This window comes from Micromonospora sp. ALFpr18c, from assembly GCF_008868155.1.
In the GTDB taxonomy this organism is placed as follows: Bacteria; Actinomycetota; Actinomycetes; order Mycobacteriales; family Micromonosporaceae; genus Micromonospora.
In genome coordinates, this window is record NZ_WBKR01000001.1 from 134,350 (window position 1) to 156,124 (window position 21,775).

At 71.6% G+C, this 21,775-nt stretch carries 18 protein-coding genes; 6 read left to right on the top strand and 12 right to left on the bottom strand.

Features of this window, described 5'->3' with window-relative positions; translation table 11 throughout:
* Positions 1-61: 61 nt before the first annotated feature.
* The gene (gene pruA, locus F8271_RS00675; protein ID WP_151487628.1) at positions 62-1,690 is read right to left on the bottom strand and encodes an L-glutamate gamma-semialdehyde dehydrogenase; all 1,629 of its coding nucleotides are present in this window, start codon (positions 1,688-1,690) and stop codon (positions 62-64) included.
* A 422-nt stretch (positions 1,691-2,112) separates the two neighbouring features.
* On the opposite strand from pruA, the gene F8271_RS00680 reads away from it, so the two are divergent.
* Positions 2,113-3,147: a hypothetical protein gene (locus F8271_RS00680; RefSeq protein ID WP_151487629.1), complete on the top strand. Its 1,035-nt coding sequence runs from the start codon at positions 2,113-2,115 to the stop codon at positions 3,145-3,147.
* A 12-nt stretch (positions 3,148-3,159) separates the two neighbouring features.
* Here F8271_RS00680 and F8271_RS00685 read toward each other — a convergent pair whose 3' ends face one another.
* Complete coding sequence (locus F8271_RS00685; RefSeq protein ID WP_151487630.1) at positions 3,160-3,669, bottom strand: hypothetical protein; 510 nt, start codon at positions 3,667-3,669, stop codon at positions 3,160-3,162.
* A gap of 216 nt (positions 3,670-3,885) precedes the next feature.
* On the opposite strand from F8271_RS00685, the gene F8271_RS00690 reads away from it, so the two are divergent.
* Both F8271_RS00690 and F8271_RS00695 read left to right on the top strand, forming a co-directional pair.
* On the top strand, positions 3,886-4,113 hold the full coding sequence (locus tag F8271_RS00690; protein ID WP_088946326.1) for a helix-turn-helix domain-containing protein: 228 nt from the start codon (positions 3,886-3,888) through the stop codon (positions 4,111-4,113).
* A 193-nt stretch (positions 4,114-4,306) separates the two neighbouring features.
* On the top strand, positions 4,307-4,888 hold the full coding sequence (locus F8271_RS00695; RefSeq protein ID WP_151487631.1) for an Rv3235 family protein: 582 nt from the start codon (positions 4,307-4,309) through the stop codon (positions 4,886-4,888).
* 187 nt (positions 4,889-5,075) lie between these two features.
* Here F8271_RS00695 and secA read toward each other — a convergent pair whose 3' ends face one another.
* Positions 5,076-8,000, bottom strand: a complete 2,925-nt coding sequence (gene secA / locus F8271_RS00700; RefSeq protein ID WP_151487632.1) for a preprotein translocase subunit SecA — start codon at positions 7,998-8,000, stop codon at positions 5,076-5,078.
* Positions 8,001-8,168: 168 nt separating this feature from the next.
* Here secA and F8271_RS00705 point away from each other — a divergent pair, with 168 nt between their 5' ends.
* A complete protein-coding gene (locus tag F8271_RS00705; protein ID WP_151487633.1) occupies positions 8,169-9,308 on the top strand; it encodes a GNAT family N-acetyltransferase in 1,140 nt (379 codons plus the stop codon).
* Entirely contained in the window at positions 9,305-10,417 is a 1,113-nt protein-coding gene (locus F8271_RS00710) for a GNAT family N-acetyltransferase (protein ID WP_151487634.1), read from the top strand. Before F8271_RS00705 ends, F8271_RS00710 begins: the two co-directional genes overlap by 4 nt.
* Positions 10,418-10,483: 66 nt before the next feature.
* On the opposite strand, the gene hpf is transcribed toward F8271_RS00710, so the two are convergent.
* The 8 genes from hpf to efeU all read right to left on the bottom strand — a co-directional run bounded on the left by hpf (position 10,484) and on the right by efeU (position 19,830).
* Positions 10,484-11,122: a ribosome hibernation-promoting factor, HPF/YfiA family gene (hpf, locus tag F8271_RS00715; protein WP_151487635.1), complete on the bottom strand. Its 639-nt coding sequence runs from the start codon at positions 11,120-11,122 to the stop codon at positions 10,484-10,486.
* A gap of 243 nt (positions 11,123-11,365) precedes the next feature.
* On the bottom strand, positions 11,366-12,025 hold the full coding sequence (locus tag F8271_RS00720) for a ComF family protein (protein WP_151487649.1): 660 nt from the start codon (positions 12,023-12,025) through the stop codon (positions 11,366-11,368).
* Positions 12,026-12,062: 37 nt separating this feature from the next.
* Positions 12,063-13,874, bottom strand: coding sequence for an LpqB family beta-propeller domain-containing protein (locus tag F8271_RS00725; RefSeq protein ID WP_225854079.1), 1,812 nt, complete (start codon positions 13,872-13,874; stop codon positions 12,063-12,065).
* Positions 13,871-15,628, bottom strand: a complete 1,758-nt coding sequence (mtrB, locus tag F8271_RS00730; protein WP_151487636.1) for an MtrAB system histidine kinase MtrB — start codon at positions 15,626-15,628, stop codon at positions 13,871-13,873. Before mtrB ends, F8271_RS00725 begins: the two co-directional genes overlap by 4 nt.
* Before the next feature lie 12 nt (positions 15,629-15,640).
* Positions 15,641-16,330 carry an MtrAB system response regulator MtrA gene (gene mtrA / locus F8271_RS00735; RefSeq protein WP_007455837.1) on the bottom strand — a complete coding sequence of 230 codons (690 nt, stop codon included), beginning with the start codon at positions 16,328-16,330 and terminating at the stop codon, positions 15,641-15,643.
* 144 nt (positions 16,331-16,474) lie between these two features.
* A complete protein-coding gene (efeB, locus tag F8271_RS00740) occupies positions 16,475-17,752 on the bottom strand; it encodes an iron uptake transporter deferrochelatase/peroxidase subunit (protein ID WP_151487637.1) in 1,278 nt (425 codons plus the stop codon).
* A gap of 26 nt (positions 17,753-17,778) precedes the next feature.
* Positions 17,779-18,912, bottom strand: coding sequence for an iron uptake system protein EfeO (gene efeO / locus F8271_RS00745; protein WP_151487638.1), 1,134 nt, complete (start codon positions 18,910-18,912; stop codon positions 17,779-17,781).
* 24 nt (positions 18,913-18,936) lie between these two features.
* Positions 18,937-19,830, bottom strand: coding sequence for an iron uptake transporter permease EfeU (efeU, locus tag F8271_RS00750; protein WP_151487639.1), 894 nt, complete (start codon positions 19,828-19,830; stop codon positions 18,937-18,939).
* Between the two features lie 126 nt (positions 19,831-19,956).
* Between efeU and F8271_RS32100 the strand changes: the two genes are divergently transcribed.
* Complete coding sequence (locus F8271_RS32100; protein WP_192580080.1) at positions 19,957-20,106, top strand: hypothetical protein; 150 nt, start codon at positions 19,957-19,959, stop codon at positions 20,104-20,106.
* A 58-nt stretch (positions 20,107-20,164) separates the two neighbouring features.
* Here F8271_RS32100 and ahcY read toward each other — a convergent pair whose 3' ends face one another.
* Entirely contained in the window at positions 20,165-21,664 is a 1,500-nt protein-coding gene (gene ahcY, locus F8271_RS00755) for an adenosylhomocysteinase (protein WP_151487640.1), read from the bottom strand.
* Positions 21,665-21,775: the final 111 nt, after the last annotated feature.

The window sequence follows — 21,775 nt, forward strand, 5'->3', positions numbered from 1 at the left end:
AGTTGGGACGATCGGCCGACCGCCGGCGGCGCCACGCGCGCCGCCGGCGGGTCGTCGACGGTCAGCCCATGTGGGGGTACGTGTGGTCGGTCGGCGGCACGAACGTCTCCTTGATCGTGCGCGGCGACACCCAGCGGACCAGGTTCAGCCAGGAGCCCGCCTTGTCGTTGGTGCCACTGGCCCGGGCACCGCCGAAGGGCTGCTGCCCGACCACCGCGCCGGTCGGCTTGTCGTTGATGTAGAAGTTGCCGGCCGCGTACCGCATCCGCTCGGCGACCGCGTCGACCACCTGCCGGTCGGTGGCGAACACCGACCCGGTCAGCGCGTACGGGGCGATCGACTCGGCCTGCGCCACCACCTCGTCGAAGCGGGCGTCGTCGAACACGTGCACGCCCAGGATCGGCCCGAAATACTCGGTCGTGAACGTCTCGTGCGCGGCGTCGCCGCACTCGAAGAGGGTCGGCCGGACGAAGTAGCCGACCGAGTCGTCGGCGGTGCCGCCGGCCAGCACCCGGCAGCTGTCGTCGCCGGCGATCAACTCCAGCGCGGCGGTGTGCCGGGCGAACGCCTTGTCGTCGATCACCGCACCGCCGAAGTTGCTGAAGTCGGCGACGTCACCGTAGGTCAACGAGTCGGTGGTCGCGGCCAGCCGATCACGCAGCCCACCCTCCCAGAGCGAACGCGGCACGTACGCCCGCGAGGCCGCCGAGCACTTCTGACCCTGGTACTCGTACGCGCCGCGGATGAGCGCGGTGTGCAGGGCGTCCACGTCGGCACTGGTGTGCGCGACCACGAAGTCCTTGCCGCCGGTCTCGCCGACCAGCCGCGGGTAGCCCCGGTAGCGGGCGATGTTCTCCCCGACGGTCCGCCACAACTGCTGGAAGACCTTCGTCGACCCGGTGAAGTGGATGCCGGCCAGGTCCGGGTCGGCGAGCACGACGTCGGAGACCTCCTCACCCCGGCCGGTGACCATGTTGATCACGCCGGGCGGGAGGCCGGCGGCCTCGAACAGGCGCATGGTGAAGTGCGCGGCGAACTGCTGGGTCGGGCCCGGCTTCCAGATCACCGTGTTGCCCAGCAGGGCCGGCGCCGACGGCAGGTTGCCGGCGATCGCGGTGAAATTGAACGGGGTGACCGCGTAGACGAAGCCCTCCAGCGGGCGGTGGTCGAAGCGGTTCCAGACGCCCGGCGACGACGCCGGCTGCTCCTCGAGCAGGCGCCGGGCGAAGTGCACGTTGAACCGCAGGAAGTCGATGAACTCGCAGGCCGAGTCGATCTCCGCCTGGATCGCGGTCTTCGACTGGCCGAGCATGGTGGCGGCGTTCAGGGTGTCGCGCCACGGGCCGGCGAGCAGCTCGGCGGCGCGCAGGAAGATCGCCGCGCGCTCCTCGAACGGCAGCGCCCGCCACATCGGGGCAGCGTCCTTGGCCGCCTTGATCGCGGCGCGGGCGTCGTCGTGGGTGGCGTGCCCGGTCACGCCCAGCACGTGCGCGTGCCTGTGCGGCTGCACCACGTTGATCGGATCGCCGGCGGCCATCCGCTGCTCGCCGCCGATGGTCATCGGCAGGTCGACGCGCTCCGCAGCCAGCTCGGTCAGCCGCCGCTGGAGCCGCTCCCGGTCGGTGCTGCCCGGCTCGTAGTTACGAACCGGCTCGTTGCGCGGCTCGGGTACGGAGAACACGGCATCCATCAAGGCTCCTGGCGATCTCGACAGCAGTGGCGAAACCGGACCCGCGGGCACCGACCGGACGGCCGGACACCGGACGCCGCACGGGAGGGCCGAGCAGCGGCGGGACCTCCCAGGATTCTCCCATGCGAGGCCACCCGCTCCACCTGGGCCACCTCCCTGGGCCAAGGACCGGCCCACCCCTTCTCTCCTTACCGATCGGGCTCGATCCGACGATCCGCCCCTGCGTCGGGTAGCCGCCCACACCGGACGCCGGGTGGCCGGCCCACACCGGACGCCGGGTGGCCGGCCGACGCTGGACGCCGGGCAGCCCGGCCGGCACGCCGAGGGCTCCCAGCCGGCGCGGACCGTCCCGGGGCGACGGACTGGCCCGCGGGCCCGCGTACCCTGAGTGGTCGGTGACCTGCCGCGTCGAAGGGAAGACGATGACCAAGCAGCCCGGCCGCGTCACGGCCGCGGAGTCGAACGAAGCGGCGGTCGATGCGGCCATCCCCAACGGCCGTCCGGCACCCGCCCCCGGCGCTGCGGTGCTCGCGCTGCTGGCGCTGGGCTGGCTGACCGCCATGCTCTGGTCGACCCGGGAGGCCATCACCTCGGCCTCGGCCGGGATCACCGCGATCAGCCTCTCCGCGTTCGCCCTGCCCGGCGTGATCTCGGCCGCGCTGGTGGCCGGGGCGGCCATGGCGCTGGCCGGCGGCAACCTGCTGGCCCGCCGCTACGGCGACTGGGTCACCCTGCGCTTCGTCGGGGCGATCGGCGTCGGAATGGTGGTCGGGCTGGCCGCCGCGCTGGCGATCAACCTGACCTACTTCGACACCTCGATCACCAACGTGATCGCCGGCACCACCGCCGCCGCCGCGGTCATCGGTGGTGCGATCGCCGGCGCGCGCTCGGCCCCGACGGTCGGCGCCGTGGTGACCGCCGCCCTGGGCACCCTGCTCTTCGTGGTGGCGTTCAGCCAGGCCCGGGACCCGCTGTTCGACCTCTTCGGCGCGGGCGACAGCCAGGAGTCGATGGTCAACGCGGCAAAGTGGGTGTCGCGTACCGAATCGCTCGTCGCCGGACTGCTCGCCGGACTGCTCGCCTTCGGCTACCTGACCTGGGCACGCCGGCGGGTCGTCCGCCGCGATCCGGCGACGCCCGCGCCGCGCTGGCCGGCGTACCTGCTCGCCGGCGCCGGGCCGGGGCTGCTCCTGCTGGTCGCCGAGGTGATCATCCGGATCGGCGGCCGGTCACTGCTGGACCTGGCCAGCGCGCTCAGCGAGGCGGACGCGGTGGCGCAGACCTCGCTGGGCACCTCGCGGGTGGACAACGGCATCTGGGTGCTCTTCGTGGGCGCGCTGACCGCGCTCATCGCGTTCGGCCGCACACTCGGGCCGGCGCACACCGACGACGAACCCGCCGACTCCCCCACCGACGCGGGCGAGGTCGACGCCGTCGAAACGGACCCGGCGCGCTGACCGACGGCCGGCTCAGCTGGCCGCGTGCAGCAGCAGGTCCAGTTCCGTCACGTCGTACCACTCCAGCTCGTGGTCCTCGGCGCCGTCGACGGTGAACTGGGCGTCCGGGTCACCGGCGGCGGCCTCGGCCACCACGTCGGCCGCCGCGGCGACCTCCTCGGCGGCGTCCGCGCCGTCCACGTGGATCGCCGCCACGGCACCGACCGGCACGACGTCGGCCAACGTCACCGTGCTGGATCCCAGCTCGCCGTCGCCCCGCCCGAGCGCGGCCGGCGGCAGGTCGGCCGAGACGACCACCCGGCGGCGAGGTGCGCTCGGGTCGTCCCGGAGCAGGTGCAGCGCGTCCTGGGCGGCCCGGGTGAACGCGACGTACTCCAGCTCCTCCTCGTCGCCCTCGGCGTACCACTCGCGCAGCGCCGGGGTCACGGCGTGCGCCTGGTCGGCGCTCAGGCCCTGCTCACGCAGCCGGGCCAGCATCGGTACGGTCGCCGCTACGTACACCCGGACAAGCTCGTGGTTCACCGGTCGTCTCCCCGCTCGGTCCTGCGCCGGCGGCCGCCGGCACGGGCGCAGATCATGCCGCACGCCGTGACCGTCATACACCGCACCTCCGGTCGGCGGAAGCTCCCCGCCGGTGTGTCCGCCGACGCCGGTCCGGGACCGGTGCTGTTACGGTGCTGGGCGGTCGGCGCTGTCGGTGGCAAACTGAGCCAAACGACATCAACCCCGGGAGTTTCTGTGGAGCCCAGGTTCCTGCTGCTGTCCGACGTCGCCACCGAGCTGAACGTGTCGGACTCGCAGGTCTACCACATGGTGCGCAGCGGAGAGTTGCCGGCGATCAAGATCGGTGGGCGCGGCCAGTGGCGTGTCGAGCGCGCTCGACTGGAGGAGTACATAGCCCGCAAGTACGACGAGACCGCCGAGTGGGTGCAGAGCAATCCCCTGGTCGACCGCGATCCGGAGTAAGAATCCACTCCGTCTCACCGATGTCGCGGTATCCGCGCGGCCTGGACAACCCGCCACTGGCGAAACGACGCGGATCACGCGCTGCGACGGCGCGTCCCTCCCCACTGTTGCCATTGACCCCGGTGCCGCCCATCGCTCACAATCTATGGTGTCGGAGGCAAACGAAGGCAAACGCAAGATCGAGAGGGCTGCGATGAGTGAGCGTCCGTCCCGACCACCCGTACGGCTGCGCCCCGCCCCACCCATCGATCCGCCGTACACCGACGAGGCCGACGGAGCGTACTGGCCGGCGCCGACCCACGGCCAGCTCGCCCTCGACCTGTTCGCCGCGTCCCGACAGGACCAGGCCCGACCGCCGGAGCGCCGCCGCTCGCTGCGTCCGGTGCCCGGTCGGCCCGCCGGCCACCCGGGTGCGCCGCTGCCGTCCGCGACGGTCTCCGAGGCGACCCGGGCCGCGCACCGCTTCGTCAGCACGTGTCTGGAGGCGGTCAACGGTTACCGCTCGCCCGCACAGGTCCGGCCACTGCTCGACCCGACCCGGTCCGGCGACCTGCTGATCGAACTGGCACGGGCGTCCGGGCGGGCCGGGACGCCCCGCCGCCGCGGTACGAGGCCGCTGGCCCGGCTGCTCCGTCTTCGCGTCTGTGAACCTCGGGACGCGGCGGTGGAGGCCGCCGCCGTGTTCACCGGCGACGGCGGGCGGAGCTGGGCAATGGCGCTCCGCCTGGAGCACCGCCGAGGCCGCTGGCTCTGCACCGCCCTACACGTCCTCTGACCGCCCGCCGCCACGGCCAGCACCCCGGCCGACGGGCCCTTCGAGAGCCCTCCGACGCGGGCACTTCTCAAGCGGCCGACACCGACGCGGGGCCAGTCGGCGAGGCCGGGCCGGGCCGGGCGCGCGAGGCTGGAGACGCCGACGGGCCCCGGCCAGATCGGCCGGGGCCCGTCGGGACTGCTGTCGGTCAGTTGCCGCCGTTGGGGGCGCCGTGGCAGCGCTTGTACTTGCGGCCCGAGCCACACGGGCACGGCGCGTTGCGCGACGGGCCGTTGCCGGCGTCCGCCTGGTTCGGCGCTGGACGTCGGGAGCCGGCGGTCGGGAGCGCCGGGCCACGCAGCCCGGAGGCCGGCCGCTGCGGGGCGGACGGTGCGGTCTGCCCCGGCGCCGCCGGTGCAGCCTGGGCCGGACGGCCCACACCGAGCGCGGGCGCCTGCTGCTCGGCCTGCTCGACCGCCACCGCACCCGGGCTGGCCTCACCGTCGATGGTGGGGGCCGAGTATTGCAGGCCCTGGCGCTGCGGGGCGCGGTTGAGACCCTTGGCCCGGATCTCCACCGGCTTGTCGAGCAGCGTGACCTCCTCCGACTCCGCGGGTTCCGGCTCGGTCACCTGGACGTCCACGTTGTAGAGGAAGCCGACCGTCTCCTCCTTGATGCCGTCCATCATGGTGGCGAACATGTCGAAGCCCTCGCGCTGGTACTCCACCACGGGGTCACGCTGGGCGTACGCCCGGAGGTTGATGCCCTCCTGGAGGTAGTCCATCTCGTAGAGGTGCTCGCGCCACTTGCGGTCGATGACCTGCAGCAGCACCATCCGCTCGAGCTGGCGCACACCCTCGGTGCCGAGTTGCTCCTCGCGGCGGTCGTACGCGGCGTTCGCGTCCTCCTTGAGGCGGGCGACCAGGAAGTCGGCATCCATGCCGGCCCGGGAGCCGCCGGCGTCCTCCTCCAGCTCCTCGATCGTCACGCCGACCGGGTAGAGCTGCTTGAGGCTGGACCAGAGCTGCTCCAGGTCCCAGTCCTCGCCGTAGCCCTCGGAGGTGGCACCCCGCACGTACGCCTCGACGGTGTCGTCGATCATGTTGCGGACCTGGTCGGACAGGTCCTCACCGTTGAGCACCCGCAGCCGCTCGGCGTAGACGACCTGGCGCTGCTTGTTGAGCACCTCGTCGTACTTCAGCACGTTCTTGCGGATCTCGGCGTTCTGGCCCTCGATCTGGGCCTGGGCGCTCTTGATCTGGCGGGTGACCATCTTCGACTCGATGGGCACGTCCTCCGGGATGTTGAAGCGCTCCATCACCGCCTCGACCGCGCCGGCCCGGAAGCGCCGCATCAGCTCGTCCTGCAGCGACAGGTAGAAGCGGGACTCGCCCGGGTCGCCCTGCCGGCCGGCGCGACCGCGCAGCTGGTTGTCGATCCGACGGGACTCGTGCCGCTCGGTGCCCAGCACGTACAGGCCACCGGCGGCGGAGACCTCGTCCGCCTCGGCGTCGCAGGCCTGCTTCCAGGTGGGCAGGACCTCCTCCATCGCCTTGGCGTACTCCTCCTCGTTTTCCAGCGGGTCGAGACCGCGCTGGCGCAGGTCGTTGGCCGCGAGGAACTCGGGGTTGCCGCCGAGCAGGATGTCGGTGCCGCGGCCGGCCATGTTGGTGGCCACGGTGACCGCGCCCTTTCGCCCGGCCTGGGCGACGATCTCGGCCTCCCGGGCGTGGAACTTGGCGTTCAGCACGTTGTGCGGGATGCCGCGGCGGCGCAGCAGTTGGGAGAGGATCTCCGAGTTTTCCACCGAGACGGTGCCGACCAGCACCGGCTGGCCCAGCTGGTGCCGCTCGGCGATGTCCTCGATGACGGCGTTGAACTTGGCCTTCTCGGTCTTGTAGATGACGTCCGGCCGGTCCTCGCGGACCATCGGGCGGTGCGTCGGGATGCTCACGACGCCGACCTTGTAGACCTTGTTGAACTCGCTCGCCTCGGTCTGCGCCGTACCGGTCATCCCGGACAGCTTGTTGTAGAGGCGGAAGTAGTTCTGGAGGGTGATGGTGGCCAGGGTCTGGTTCTCCTGCTTGATCTCCACCCCCTCCTTTGCCTCGATCGCCTGGTGCATGCCCTCGTTGTAGCGACGACCGTGCAGGATGCGACCGGTGAACTCGTCGACGATCAGGACCTCACCGTCGCTGACGATGTAGTCCTTGTCGCGCTTGTACAGCTCCTTGGCCTTGATGGCGTTGTTGAGGTAGCCGACCAGCGGAGTGTTCACCGACTCGTACAGGTTGTCGATGCCGAGCCGATCCTCGACCTTGGCGACACCGCGCTCGGTCACCGCGATGGTGCGCTTGGAGTGGTCGACCTCGTAGTCGCCCTCGCCGTCGGTGCCGGGCTGGAGCCGGGCCACCACGCCGGCGAACTCGCCGTACCAGCGGGCCGAGTGTTCGGCCGGACCGGAGATGATCAGCGGGGTACGGGCCTCGTCGATCAGGATCGAGTCGACCTCGTCGACCACCGCGAAGTTGTGGCCGCGCTGGACCAGTTCGTCCTTCGACCAGGCCATGTTGTCGCGGAGGTAGTCGAAGCCGAACTCGTTGTTGGTGCCGTAGGTGATGTCGCACTCGTAGGCGGCCTTGTGCTCGCTGGCCGGCCGGTTGGGCAGCACCACGCCGACGGTCAGCCCGAGGAACTCGTGCACCCGGCCCATCCAGGCCGCGTCGCGCTGGGCGAGGTAGTCGTTGACGGTGACCACGTGCACGCCGTCGCCGGAGAGCGCGTTGAGGTAGACGGCCATGACCGAGGTCAGCGTCTTGCCCTCACCGGTCTTCATCTCGGCGATGTTGCCGAAGTGCAGCGCCGCTCCACCCATCACCTGGACGTCGTACGGCCGCTGGCCGAGCACCCGGGCGGCCGCCTCGCGGGCCACGGCGAACGCCTCCGGCAGCAGGTCGTCGAGGGTCTCGCCGTCGGCGAGCCGCTCCCGGAACTGCTCGGTCATGCCGCGCAGCTCCTCGTCGGTGAGGTTGACGTAGTCGTCCTCGATCGAGCTGACGGCATTGGCGATGGCCTTGAGCCGGCGCACCATGCGGCCTTCGCCCGCGTTAAGGACCTTTTCCAGAATCGACACGGATCAACGCTCCCCTAGACAGTCTCGAACCATCGTAGGCGCTCCATCGGCGCCATGGTCACTGGTGGCGGTGGTCCGTCACACCGAACCCGACATAAGTCACGTCCTGGCCGTGCGCTGGACGTTATCCGGTTACGCCGTCGGCGAACGTTCCGGCACGATGCACGAGTGGAGCCCGTGGAGATCATCGAGGACGGCGTGCTGCTGCGCCCCTGGCAGGAGGCCGACGCCGACGCCGTACACCGAGCGTGCCAGGATCCGGACATTCAGCACTGGACGAGCGTACCGCGCCCATATCGGCCCGAACACGCTCACGGCTTCGTCACCGAGCTGAGCGGACGGGCCTGGACGGAGGGCACCGGCGCACCGTTCGCGGTCTGCGATCCGGCCTCCGGCGAGCTGCTCGGCTCGTGCGGTCTGGTCTCCATCGCCGGTGCCGGCACCGGCGAGGTCGGTTACTGGACGGCCCCGTGGGCGCGGGGCCGGGGGGTGAGCGTCCGGGCGACCCGGGCCGTGGCCCGCTGGTCGTTCGGGACGCTCGGGCTGAGCCGACTGCTCTGGCGGGCCGAGGTGGGTAATCACGCCTCCCGCCTGGTCGCGCTCCGGGCCGGCTTCCGGATCGACGGCCGGCTGCGGCTCTCCCCACCAGCGTCGGACGGCTGGGTCGGCTCGCTGCTGCCCGGCGAGGTGCCCGAGCCGGGGTCGACCGGGCCGGCCGGAGCGGGCACCCTGGCCGCCCGACGGGCCGCCGTCTTCGGCCGCCCGCAGCCGACCCTCTTCGCCACCGCCGGCGCCGGCGAGCTGCGGTTGCGGCCGATGGAGGCAAAGGATCTGGACGCCGTGGTGCGGGCCTGCCAGGACCCGGAGAGCGTCCGCTGGACCACCGTGCCGGACCCGTACGACCATGCCGACGCGCAGTGGTACCAGGGATACGGTCGAGAGCTCTGGGCGCGCGGCGACGCCGCGTGTTTCGCGATCGCCGACCCGGACGACCGGTACGCCGGCACCATCGACCTGCGGCTCTCCCCCGGCGATCCGTTGCTGGCCGACGTGGGGTTCATGACCGCCCCGGAGGTCCGGGGTCGGGGCTACATGCCGGCCGCGTTGCTCGCGCTGAGCGCCTGGGGCTTCACCGCCCTGGGCCTGGCCCGAATCGAGTGGAAGGCGAACGTGGGCAACACGGCCTCCCGCCGGGTCGCGGACAAGGCGGGCTTCACGTTCGAGGGGGTCGCCCGGGGTGGCGTGCCGCACCGGGGTGAGCGGGCCGACGTCTGGATCGCCGCGCTGCTGGCCGAGGATCTGGCATGACGCCGCAGGAGGTCGTCGAGGCGCACGGGGTGCGGCTGCGGCCGTTTCGCCCCGAGGACACGGCCGACGTGGTCGACGGCCTGGCCGACCCGGTCAGCCAGCGGTTCATGACGGGCCTGCCGGCCCCGTACACCGAGGTCGACGCCCGCCGGTGGATCGACGCCGGGGCCCCGGCGGCCTGGGCCGGCGGCGGCACCGCGTACGCGGTCGCCGACCCGGCCACCGACCGCCTGCTCGGCACGGTGGGTCTCAGCAATCCGGTGCCCGCGCGAGGCCAGGCCGAGATCGGCTACTGGGTACGGCCGTCGGCGCGCGGACGCGGCGTCGCCGCGGCGGCGACCCGCGCGTTGAGCGAACACGCGTTCGCCACCGGAACCGTCCGGTTGGAGCTGCTCACCAACCCGGCGAATGCCCCCAGCCAGCGTGTCGCACTGGCCGCCGGCTTCCACTACGAGGGCTCGCGCCGGTCGGCCGGGTCCGGCCGCGGCGGCGACCGGCACGATCTGCTGGCCTGGGTACGCCTCGCCGACGATCCGCCCGGCCCGGCCGCCCGGCTGCTGCCCGACCTACCCGGCGGGGTGCTCACCGATCAGGTGGTTACCCTGCGCCGGCTGGCGCCCGAGGACGCGGAGCTGATGTACCGGCTGCACAGCCGGCCCGAGGTCGTCGCCAACCAGGCGCCGCCGGTACCGCCGACGCGGGAGGCGATCGAGCGGCGCTGCCGGCTCGCGGAGAGCGGGTGGCTGACCGGTGACATCGCCCGGTTGCTGATCACCGACGTGGCCAGCGGCGAGCCGGTGGGCAGCTGCGGGTTGTCGTACACCGACGTGGCGCGGGGCGAGGCGTCGGTGGGCTACGCGCTGCTCCCCGACTGGCGGGGCCGGGGGTACGCCACCCGGGCGGTCCGGCTGATCGCGGCCTGGGCGTTCGGCTCGGCCGGAGTCGCCCGGCTGACCGCCGGCACCGTGCCGGACAACACCGCCTCGCACCGGGTGCTGGAGCGGACCGGCTTCCACCGGGAGGCCCTGCACCGCGCGAGTCTCCCCGGCCTGGCCGGGGGCCGCCTGGACGACCTCACCTTCGCGCTGCTGCCCGCCGACCTCCGGTGACGCCGGATCATGGAGTTGTGGTGGTCGCCCACCACAACTCCATGATCGACATGGCTCCGCGACCGGTCAGGTGGCGAGGGAGATGATCCCGTAGTCGTAGGCGTGGCGCCGGTAGACGACGCTGGGGCGGCCGGACTCCTTGTCCTGGAACAGGTAGAAGTCGTGGCCGACCAGTTCCATCTCGAACAACGCGTCGTCGATCGTCATCGGCTCCGCCGGGTGCACCTTCTCCCGGGCGATGTGCCACGGCTGCCGGTCGTCGCCCTCATCGTCGACCCGCTCCGCGACGGCGGTGCCGGCGCGGGCGCCGTCACCCGGCGCGCTGAGCGGAGCGGCCACCAGGTCCGCGACCGGTAGGCCAGCGGTGGCGGCGGCGACGGAGATCGGCGCGTGCCGACCCCGGTGTACGCGGCGGCGATCGGCCGCGCGACGCAGCCGGGTGTCGAGCTTCGCGATAGCGGCGTCGAGTGCGCTGTAGAAGTCGTTCGTGCAGGCCTCGGCCCTCATCACCGGGCCGCGGGAAATGCAGGTGATCTCCACCCGCTGGCAGTGGTCGGCTTGGCGCGGATTGCGCTCGTGAAACAGCTCGACATCGACACGAATCAGTTTGTGATCGTAGCGTTCGATCTTTGCGAGTTTCTCGGCTACGTGTACCCGGTAATGGTCCGGCACTTCGACGTTACGGCCCTTGACCACGATGTCCACGTGACCTCCCTTGTTCGGATGGTCTTCGATCCGGTAACCCGGTCGCGCGCCGTGGGAGACCCGCTGGCGTCGACCGGTCAGTACGGCTACGCCTCCTCTCACCGCCGGGGGCGGGTGGAACGACCTCCTACCCCCGACAGCAAAACGCTAACGCCTGTTTGCCCGGCAGTCACCCCATGTTGCCGAGACCGCCCAGGATTTTCGCAGCTCATACACCAACGGGTGAAACGGAAACACGGTCGGTTACAAACGGCGTCTTTTCTCGGTCGCCGCGAGCACCGCCGCGACACTCGGTGCCGAACCGGTCGCGCCCAGCACGCGGGCCGCCGCGGCCAGCGTGACCCCGGTGGTCACGATGTCGTCCAGCAGCACCACGACCGCCGCGCCGGCACCGACCGGGGAGCGGGGTCGGAACGCCGCCTCGGCGGCCGCCGCCCGGCCCACGCTGTCCAGCGTCACCGAGTCGGGTCGGGGTAGGGCGCGCAGCGGCCGGCGTACCCGGACCGACCAGCCACCCCGGCGCAGCCGGGCCGCGCAGTGCCGCGCCAACCGGTCCAGGTGGTCGCCGTACCGGGCCCGGGCCGCCGCGGCGGTGTCGGGCACCGGCACCAGCGCCACCGGACGGCGGACGTCGCCGACCGCCGTCGCGACGACCTCCGCGAGCAGCCCGCCGAGCGGACGGGCCAACCCGTGCCGGCCGTGCTCCTTGTACGCCAGCAGGGCCTCGCGCAACGGGCCGGCGTACGGACCGAGGGCGACGCACGGTGGCATGCCCGCCGGGACGGGGGTGGGACGCACCGGCCCGGGACGCAGCGCGTTCAGCGTCGCCACGCAGGCGGGGCAGACGCCGTGCCGCAGGCCGGACCGGCTCTCCCGGCAGCCCGCGCAGTCGGCGGGCAGCACCAGGTCGGTGAGGTCCGCCCAGAGCCCGCGCACGGCGTCAGTAGAGGAAGAACGGGGCGGACGGGTTGTTCGGCCGGACGCCGGCCGACGGCGGGGCGATGTCGCGTACCCGTTCGAGCCCGATCCGCTCCAACGGGCTGCTGCGGTACGCCACCCCGTTCGCCTCGTACATGTACGCCCCGCTGGGCAGGGGCACGCTGCGGTTCGTCGGGTACGCCGCCAGGTGGTTGACCTTGGCACCGACGTCGGTGCGCAGCGGTGTCTCCAGGACGCCGTCGACACTGATCTCGTAGATCGCCGGCTGGCCGGCCGACCCGCCCACCACCAGCTGGTCCTCCCGACCCCAGTCCACCGTCGTGAGGCCGGACAGCGAGGTGATCAACTGCCGGGGCGGGCCGATGGAGACCCCACCGCCGTCGAGGTTGACCGCCGCGACGTAGAGCCGGCCGCCGGCGATCAACGCGACGCGCTGACCGTCCAGCGCGGCGGCCACCGCGGTGACCGGTGCCGAGGGCAGGTTGAGCGGCACCGGGTACATCCGTGCGCCCTCGTCGAAGCGGTAGAGCTGGCCATCGGCCACCACCAGACCCCGACCGGGCCGGGAGTCGGCCATCCGCAACCAGACCGGACGACTGATCGAGGCGTACTCGCTCGTACTGCGCGTGATCGTGGTGATCGGGGCGGGCCCGGTGCCCACCGCGAGCCGCTGGCGACTCTTGCCGCCGGTCAGCACCATCGCGGCGAGGATCCGGTTGTCGGCCCGCGCCATGCTGGCCGAGACGATGCCACGGTTGACCTCGGCCGCCAGCGGGACCGCGCCGCTGAGCTCGCCGACGAAGTCGAGCGGACGGATCGTGCCCTCGTACACGCAGAACCGCTGCGGGTTCTCGCTGATCGGGTAGAGCCGCTGTGCCGCCCGGCGGGCGCTCAGGTCCTGCACGGGCTGCGAGTTGTTGCGGATCTTCAACTCCAGCTCGCCCGCGAGGTCGCCCAGCGACCAGGCGAGCTGGGTGACCAGCTGGTCGATGGTGTTCTGGTCATCGCCGGACATGTCCAGGTTGACCTCCCACCGGTCGTTCGCGCCGGTGGCGTTGTTGATCAGCTCGGTGCGGTCGGGTAGCCCGACGACACCGGGGCGCAGCCAGTCGGACGGGCCGCCGACCAGCCACTTCACGACCTCGTTGACCCGGCGCTCCTCCGGCACCGCCTCGGGCAGGTAGCGCTGATCAGGCACCAGCCGGGTGCGGTCGGAACTCCAGAAGTAGATCGACTCGCTCTTGTAGTACTGCTGGAGGGCGATGTCGCTGAGCAGCAGCACGTTCGGCGGGTCGAGCACGTACAGGCCGGCCCGCTCGTCGGTGCCGGCGCCGTTGACCGCACCGCTGCGCAGCCGGAACTCGTACTCCGTCTCGGTGGCCACCGGCGGGGCCAGGGTGCCGTTGGCCCGCAGCACACCGAGCTGCTGCACGGTGATCTTCACCGTGGTGGTCGAGTCGCTGTTGAGCGTGTAGACCGACTCCCGCAACCGGACCACGGTCAGCGCGACCTCGCTGCCCTTCTTGTCCTGCAGGCGGGGCCGGTCCTGCGGCAGGATGAACGCCTTGACCCGCTCGTACGCCCGGTCCGGCTCGCCGGCGGCGGCGGACAGGAAGTTGCGGACGAACGCCTCGTTGGAGCTGCCGCTGGCCGTCCGCGACGGCGGCTCGCTCCGCCGGCCGTCGACCGAGCCGGCCTCGGTCGCGGCCCCGCCCTTGCCGTCCACCCGCACGTCCGACGATGCCGGGATGCCGCAGGCGGCACCGACCATCAGCACCACGCCGAGTGTTCCGAGCAGGGCCGGCCGCTTCACGAACCCACCTCCGCCCGCTGCCCGTCCCCGGCCGGTGCCGGGCCGATCGCCAACGCCCCACCGGTGCCGGGGCCGATGGCCAGCGGGCCACCGTCGCGGGGGCCGCCGAACGGCAACGCGGCGTCGGCCGGCACCAGCCGCAGCGGCGAGGTCGTCAACCGGTCGCCGGCACGGGCCGGCAGGGTGAGCCGGAACTGGGCACCCTGACCCGGAGCGCCCCACGCCTCCAGCCAGCCGCCGTGCAGCCGGGCATCCTCCAGGCTGATCGACAGGCCCAGACCGGTGCCCCCGGTCTGCCGCGCCCGGGACGGGTCCGCCCGCCAGAACCGGTTGAACACCAGCTTCTCCTCGCCCGCCTTGAGGCCCACTCCGTGGTCCCGCACGGTGATCGCCACGGCGGTGTCGTCGATGCCGAGGGTGATCAGCACCGGCCGGGCCTCACCGTGCTCGACGGCGTTGCCGACCAGGTTACGCAGCACACGCTCGACCCGGCGCGGGTCGACCTCGGCAATCACCGGCGTACCCGGCAGGTCGAGTTCGATGGGTACGCCCACCCGCTCGGCCAGGCCGGCCAGCCGCTCGACCACCCGGTGCACCACCGGCACCAGGTCGGTCGGCTCCGCGTCCAGCATGGCGAAGCCCGCGTCGAACCGGCTGATCTCGAGCAGGTCGGTGAGCAGTTCCTCGAATCGGTCCAGTTCGGCCTGGAGCAGCTCGGCGCTGCGGGCCACCGCGGGGTCGAACTCGTCGCGCTCGGCGAAGATCAGGTCGGCTGCCATCCGGACCGTGGTCAACGGGGTACGCAGCTCGTGCGAAACGTCGGAGGTGAACCGACGCTGCAACCGGGACATCTCCTCCAGGCGCAGGATCTGCCGTTGCAGGTTGGTGGCCATCTGGTTGAACGAGGCGGCGAGCAGGGCCAGGTCGTCCTCGCCGTTGACCACCATCCGCTGGTCGAGCAGGCCGGCGGAGAGCCGCTGGGCGGTACGCGCGGCGACCCGGACCGGGTTGACCACCAGGCGGGTGACCAGCGCGGCGAGCAGCCCGAGCAGGATCACCAGGGCGACGCCGGTGGCCACCACGGTGGCTCGGGCGTCGGCGGCGGTGGAGTCCTGCCGGGTCAACGGCACCAGGTAGTAGAGCTCGATCTGGCCGAAGCGGGTGGGCACCGGAGAGCCGTACACCAGGTATTTGGTGCTCTGCCCGGTGAGCCGGCCGGTGCGGATCTGGCTGGCCACCTTGCCGTCGGCGACCGCGGCCCGCAGCTCCGGGCTGATCAGTGGCTGGACGTTCACCGACGGTGCCGTGCGGGTCTGGATGTCGTTGGGGTAGTTGTCCGCGGTGATCGCCACCACCACGCCACTGGTCTGCTGCGGGTCGCCGCCGGCCAGGTAGTTGACCGTGCCGTCGATGGTCTCCTGGAGCTGCGCCTCCTGCGCCTGGCCGTACAGCGAGACCTGCTTGGCGGCGTAGCTGGCACCGCTGTTCACGCGCAGCCGGACGTCGGTGCGGGCGTTGTCCAGCAGGATCGTGGTGATCTTGTCGGCGATCAGGAACGCGAACCCGCCGACCAGCAGGCTGGAGGCGACCAGCGTGATGGTGACCACCCGCACCTGCAGCGAGCGACGCCACGTCTGGTGCACCCGGGCCACCACCCGGGCGGCGCGACCACTCACGGCACGCCAGAACTCCCCACCGGCGGTGGGCCGGCGGGTAGCCGTGGTCGAGGGGTGCGGGGGCGGCGAGGTCAACACAGTGTGACCAGGCTATCCGGTCCCCGCCTTGTAGCCCACGCCCCGCACGGTGAGGATGATTTCCGGTCGCTCCGGGTCCGGCTCGATCTTGGCCCGCAGTCGCTGGACGTGCACGTTGACCAGGCGGGTGTCGGCCGCGTGCCGGTAGCCCCAGACCTGCTCGAGCAGCACCTCGCGGGTGAAGACCTGACGCGGCTTGCGGGCGAGCGCGACCAGCAGGTCGAACTCCAGCGGCGTCAGCTTCACCTCCTCGTCGTTGCGGCTCACCGTGTGCGCGGGCACGTCGATGGTGATCTGGTTGCCGGGCGGGCCGATGGTCAACATCTCCGGCGCCACGTCCTCGCCCCGGCGCAGCCGGGCCCGCATCCGGGCGACCAGCTCCTTGGGCTTGAACGGCTTGACCACGTAGTCGTCGGCGCCGGACTCCAGGCCGAGCACCACGTCCACGGTGTCGCTCTTGGCCGTCAGCATGACGATCGGCACGCCGGACTCGGCCCGGATGGACCGGGCCACGTCGATACCGCTCATCCCGGGCAACATCAGGTCGAGCAGGACGATATCGGGCCGGCTGTCGCGGAACGCGGCCAACGCCCGCTCACCATCGGCCACGAACGAGGGCAGGAAACCCTCACTGCGCAGCACGATGCCGAGCATCTCGGCGAGTGCGGGGTCGTCGTCGACCACCAGTACCCGGGCTCTCATGGGATTAATATTGCATCCCCGTTCAGTTCGGTGGGACCGGCGTCGGGTGGATCCCGGGCCGGGCTGCCCCCATGATCCCCCGTCGGCGCCGCCCAGCGCCACCGCTGCCTCCAGCCGGTCGCCCTGTCGTGATCCGGACGGCGGTCAGCCGAAGAGCGCCCGCCCCCAGTGGTCGCCCCCGTCACGGACGCCGGGCGGGCAGGCGAACAGGCCGCTGGAGACGTGCCGCAGGTACTCGTTCATCACGTCGTGGCGGGCCAACTGGGTCTGGATCGGCACGAACTGCCGGCGTGGATCACGCTGGTAGGCGATGAAGAACAGGCCCGCGTCGAGGCGGCCGAGGCCGTCCGACCCGTCGACGAAGTTGTAGCCGCGACGCAACAGGTGGGCGCCGTTGTTGCGGCTCGGGTGGGCCAGTGTGACGTGGGCGTGCTCGGCGATCACCGGCTTGCCGTCCGCGCCGCGCGCCGCGAAGTCCGGCTCGTCGAACTCGTCGGTCCGGCCCAGCGGGGCACCGCTGCCCTTGGTCCGGCCGACGATCTCCTCCTGCTCGGACAACGACGTCCGGTCCCAGGTCTCCACGAGCATCCGGATCTTGCGGGTGACCAGGTACGACCCGCCGGTCATCCAGTCCGGCCCGTCGCCCGGCTGCACCCACAACTGGTCGCGCAGCAGGGCGGTGTCCTCGGCCTTGAGGTTGGCGGTGCCGTCCTTGAAGCCGAAGAGGTTGCGCGCGGTGGCCTGGTCGCGGGAGGTCGACGAGGTCCGGCCGAAGCCGAGCTGCGACCAGCGGACGCTCACCACGCCCATGCCGATCCGGGCCAGGTTGCGGATGGCGTGCACCGCGACCTGCGGATCGTTCGCGCACGCCTGCACACAGAGGTCGCCGCCGGAGATCTGCGGCTGCAACGCGTCGCCGGGGAACCGGGGCAGCTCGGCGAGGGCGGCCGGGCGCCGGTCGGCGATGCCGAACCGGTCCCGGCCGTCGGCGTCGCGGAACAGCGTCGGCCCGAAACCGATGGTCAGGGTGAGCTGCGACGGGGGCAGGCCCAGCGCCTCGCCGGTGTCGTCCGGCGGCGCCTCCGGCATCCCACCGACCGCGCCCAGCACACCGGCGTCGCGCCCGGTGGTCATCCGGGCGGCGGCGGCGGTCCACTCCTCGAGCAGCTCGACCAGCCGGGCCCGGTCCTTCGTGATCACGTCGAAGGCGACGAAGTGCAGCCGATCCTGGGCCGGGGTGACGATGCCGGCCTGGTGTTCACCGTGGAACGGCACCGCCCCGGCCGGGTGGTCGCTCGCGGCGGCCGGGCCACGGGAGCCGCTGACCAGCGCTCCCGCACCGACCGCCACTCCGGCGACACCGGCCACCCCGGCGCCGGCGAGCGTGATCGCCCGCCGCCGGGTCACCCTGCTCCCGCTCATCGGTTTCGACTCCCCCTGAGGTCCGGTCACCGAGCGACGGCCGCGGCGACCTTGCTGATCGGCTCGGCGAGCGCGTTGATCCCGTCGGACAGGTCCTTGAGCTCGGTCTTGCTCAGCGCGGTGTGCAGCTTCCAGCCGTCGCCGTCCCGGTGCTTGCCGAGCAGCGCCTCGACGTTGGCGAACTCGGTGTCCAACTGCGTGACCAGCTCCGGCGAGCGCTGCTCCAGCGCCGGCCGGAGGGCCGACACGGCCGCCTTGGAACCTTCCAGGTTGGCGGCGAAGTCCCACAGGTCGGTGTGCGAGTAGCGGTCCTCCTCGCCGGTGATCTTGCCGCTGGCCACCTCGTCGAGCAGTTCCTTGGCACCGTTGGCGAGTTGCAGCGGGGAGAGCTTCTCGGCGTTGGCCTTGGCCACGATCTCCTTGACATCGACCAGCAGCCGGTCGGCGATCGGACCGTCCTTGCTGATGTCGCCGGACTGCCAGAGGTCCTTCTCGATCCGGTGGAAGCCGGTGAACTCCATCCCCTCCTCGATGACCTCCTCGCGGCCGTCGATCTTGGGGTCGAGGTCGCCGAAGATCTCGGCCACCGGCTCGATCCGCTCCCAGTAGGTGCGGGCGACCGGGTAGAGAGCCTTGGCCTTCGCCACGTCGCCGGCCTTCACGGCGGCGACGAACTCCTCGGTCTTGACCAGCAGGGCGTCGGTCTGGCTCTTGACGTAGCGCTGGTAGTTCTCGGTGGCGCCGGCCAGCGCGGCGTCGGCGGTCAGCGGCTGCGCCGACCCGCTGACCTTGAGCGCACCCCGGATGCCCTTGCCGCTCATCCCCGGCTTGCAGGCCGTCTCGTAGGTGCCGGCCGGCAGCTCGACGTGCAGTTCGCGGCTCAGGCCGGGGGCGATGTTCTCCACCTCGCCCATCACCCGGTCGCCGGAGGCGTACACGTAGAACTCGGTCACCTTGGCACCCGAGTTGGTGATCTTGAAGGTGGCGGTGCCGGCGTCGAGGTCGGTGGCGCCGACCTCGCAGGCCGTGTCGCTGGCCTTGACCACGATCGGGCCGCCGGCGCCGGCCGCGTCACCCTTGTCGGAGTCGGAACAACCGGCCACACCGGCCGTCGCCAGCACGCCGGCGGCGGCCAGCGCGAAAAAGCGGGTGGTACGCATCTGAGCTGTCTCTCCTCGTGGGGGTCAGGCAGGCTGCGGCGTGGTCGCCGCCTCGGCCTCGGTGCCGGTGTCGGCCCCGCGCTCGGTGCCGGTGGTCGCGGTGGAGGTCGGCTTACGCCGGGTCGGGCGCAGGAAAAGCAGGAGGACCGGCACCGCGTACCCGACCCAGGCGATGGTCTCCAGCACGGTGGGCGCGGGCGTCACGTTGAACATCCCGGCCAGCAGTGCCGCGTACCAGGTGGTCGGGTCGAGCGCGCTGGTGATGTCGAAGGCCAGGTCATTGAGGCCCGGCAGCACGCCGGCCTCCTGGAAGTCGTGCACGCCGTACTTGAGGATGCCGGCGGCGACCAGGATCAGCAGCGCGCCGGTCCAGGTGAAGAACTTGCTGAGGTTGATCCGCAGGGCGCTGGCGTAGAGCAGCGCGCCGAGCACCACGGCGGTGACGATGCCGCCGATCAACGCGAGCAGCGGCCCGCTGTCACCGGCCGCGCCCTGGGCCGCGGAGTAGAAGATCAGCGCGGTCTCCAGGCCCTCGCGGATCACCGCGAGAAAGGCCATGCCGGCGACCGCGAGGGATCCGACGGCCAGCGCCTCGGTGAGCTTGCCGCGCAGTTCGCCGGCGATGGTCCGGGCGGCACGGCGCATCCAGAAGATCATCCAGGTGACGAAGACCACGGCGGCGACGGACGTGATCGCCTCGAACAGCTCCCGGTCCTCGGAGCGGGCCAGCAGCGAGGTCGACGTGTACTCGATCAGCCAGCCGAAGAGCACCGAGAGCGCCACGGCCAGGCCGACGCCCGCCCAGACCTGCGGCAACCGGTCCCGACGCTGCGACTTCACCAGAAACGCCACCAGGATGCTGACCACCAGGGTCGCTTCCAAGCCTTCCCGCAGGCCGATCAGGTAGGTGGCGAACATCCGGGCTCCGTGTTCGTTAGGCACGCCTCAGCTAACTTAGGGCAGCCATACCTTCCTCCCTGCTCAGGGCGCTCGTCAAGTCGTTCATGACAAGCTCACTCTCGCCGACTGTGGGAGGATCCCGCCGTGAAGGGATTCCTGCCGTGGCTGACCGTCCTGGCCGTGGTGCTGCTGCTCAGCGCGCTGCGCCTGCGGGCACTGGCCACCGTCGTGTCACTCTCGTGGCTGGCCTGGTGCGTCTGGACCTGGTTCCGGCCCGCGCGTCGCCGCCCCTGACCCGGATACGACGAAACCGGGCCGGCTGCGAACAGCCGACCCGGTCCGGAAACGTCGATCAGTAGCGGTAGTGGTCCGGCTTGAACGGACCCTCCTGGGAGACACCCAGGTACGCGGCCTGCTCCTTGGTGAGCGTGCTCAGCTTGGCGCCGAGCGCGCCCAGGTGCAGCCGGGCCACCTTCTCGTCCAGGTGCTTGGGCAGCACGTAGACGCCGATCGGGTACTCCTCGGTCTTGGTGAACAGCTCGATCTGGGCGATCGTCTGGTTGGCGAACGAGTTCGACATCACGAAGCTCGGGTGCCCGGTCGCGTTGCCCAGGTTCAGCAGGCGGCCCTCGGAGAGCACGATGATCGCGTGCCCGTCGGCGAAGCGCCACAGGTCGACCTGCGGCTTGATGTTGACCCGCTCGACGTCGGAACGCTTCGCCAGGCCGGCCATGTCGATCTCGTTGTCGAAGTGGCCGATGTTGCCGACGATGGCCTGGTGCTTCATCCGGGCCATGTGCTCGTTGGTGATGACGTCGAAGCAGCCGGTGGCGGTGATGAAGATGTCCGCCTGCTCGACCACGTCGTCCAGGGTGGCGACCTGGTAGCCGTCCATCGCGGCCTGCAACGCGCAGATCGGGTCCACCTCGGTCACCACGACCCGGGCACCCTGACCGCGCAGCGACTCGGCGCAGCCCTTGCCCACGTCGCCGTAGCCCATCACGACGGCCATCTTGCCGCCGATCAGCACGTCGGTGGCCCGGTTGAGGCCGTCGATGAGCGAGTGCCGGCAGCCGTACTTGTTGTCGAACTTGCTCTTGGTCACCGAGTCGTTGACGTTGATGGCCGGGAAGAGCAGGGTGCCGGCGCGGTGCATCTCGTAGAGCCGGTGCACGCCGGTCGTGGTCTCCTCGGTCACGCCCTTGATGTCGGCGGCGATCCGCGTCCAGCGCTGGCCGTCCTCGCCGAGCGAACGGTGCAGCAGCTCGAGGATGACCGCGTACTCCTCGGAGTCGGCGGACTCGACCGGCGGGACGACCCCCGACTTCTCGAACTCGGCGCCCTTGTGCACGAGCAGGGTGGCATCGCCACCATCGTCGAGGATCATGTTCGGGCCGTGGCCGTCCGGCCAGAGGAGCACCTGCTCGGTGCACCACCAGTACTCCGGAAGCGTCTCGCCCTTCCAGGCGTACACGGGGACGCCGGCGGGGGCCTCGGGGGTGCCGTCCGGGCCGACGACGATCGCCGCGGCGGCGTGGTCCTGCGTGGAGAAGATGTTGCAGGACGCCCAGCGCACCTGCGCGCCGAGGGCCACCAGCGTCTCGATCAGGACGGCGGTCTGGATGGTCATGTGCAGCGAACCGGTGATCCGCGCGCCGGCGAGCGGCTGCGCCTCGGCGAACTCCCGACGGATCGCCATCAGGCCGGGCATCTCGTGCTCGGCGAGCTGGATCTCCTTACGCCCGAACTCGGCGAGCGACAGATCCGCCACCTTGAAGTCGCCCTCGGCGAGCGTGCTCGGCCGGGCCTCGGACGGCGTACCGCTGGCGGACGCCGGGAGGGTGCTGGTCATGAAAGCTCCTGTCGAACGATGTCTGCGCCGACCTTCCACCTTACGCGCGTCGGCGACGGACATCAGGGGACGGTCCACGGACAGCGCACGGGGCGGTCGGTGGTGGACAGA

What these genes read in the sequence shown, in the direction of transcription:
- F8271_RS00710 (WP_151487634.1), top strand. Translation starts at nt 9,305, where the DNA reads ATGACGCCGCAGGAGGTCGTCGAGGCGCACGGGGTGCGGCTGCGGCCG.
- mtrA (WP_007455837.1), bottom strand. Translation starts at nt 16,330, where the DNA reads ATGAGAGCCCGGGTACTGGTGGTCGACGACGACCCCGCACTCGCCGAG.
- efeB (WP_151487637.1), bottom strand. Translation starts at nt 17,752, where the DNA reads ATGAGCGGGAGCAGGGTGACCCGGCGGCGGGCGATCACGCTCGCCGGC.
- efeU (WP_151487639.1), bottom strand. Translation starts at nt 19,830, where the DNA reads ATGTTCGCCACCTACCTGATCGGCCTGCGGGAAGGCTTGGAAGCGACC.
- pruA (WP_151487628.1), bottom strand. Translation starts at nt 1,690, where the DNA reads ATGGATGCCGTGTTCTCCGTACCCGAGCCGCGCAACGAGCCGGTTCGT.
- F8271_RS00695 (WP_151487631.1), top strand. Translation starts at nt 4,307, where the DNA reads ATGAGTGAGCGTCCGTCCCGACCACCCGTACGGCTGCGCCCCGCCCCA.
- F8271_RS00680 (WP_151487629.1), top strand. Translation starts at nt 2,113, where the DNA reads ATGACCAAGCAGCCCGGCCGCGTCACGGCCGCGGAGTCGAACGAAGCG.
- ahcY (WP_151487640.1), bottom strand. Translation starts at nt 21,664, where the DNA reads ATGACCAGCACCCTCCCGGCGTCCGCCAGCGGTACGCCGTCCGAGGCC.
- efeO (WP_151487638.1), bottom strand. Translation starts at nt 18,912, where the DNA reads ATGCGTACCACCCGCTTTTTCGCGCTGGCCGCCGCCGGCGTGCTGGCG.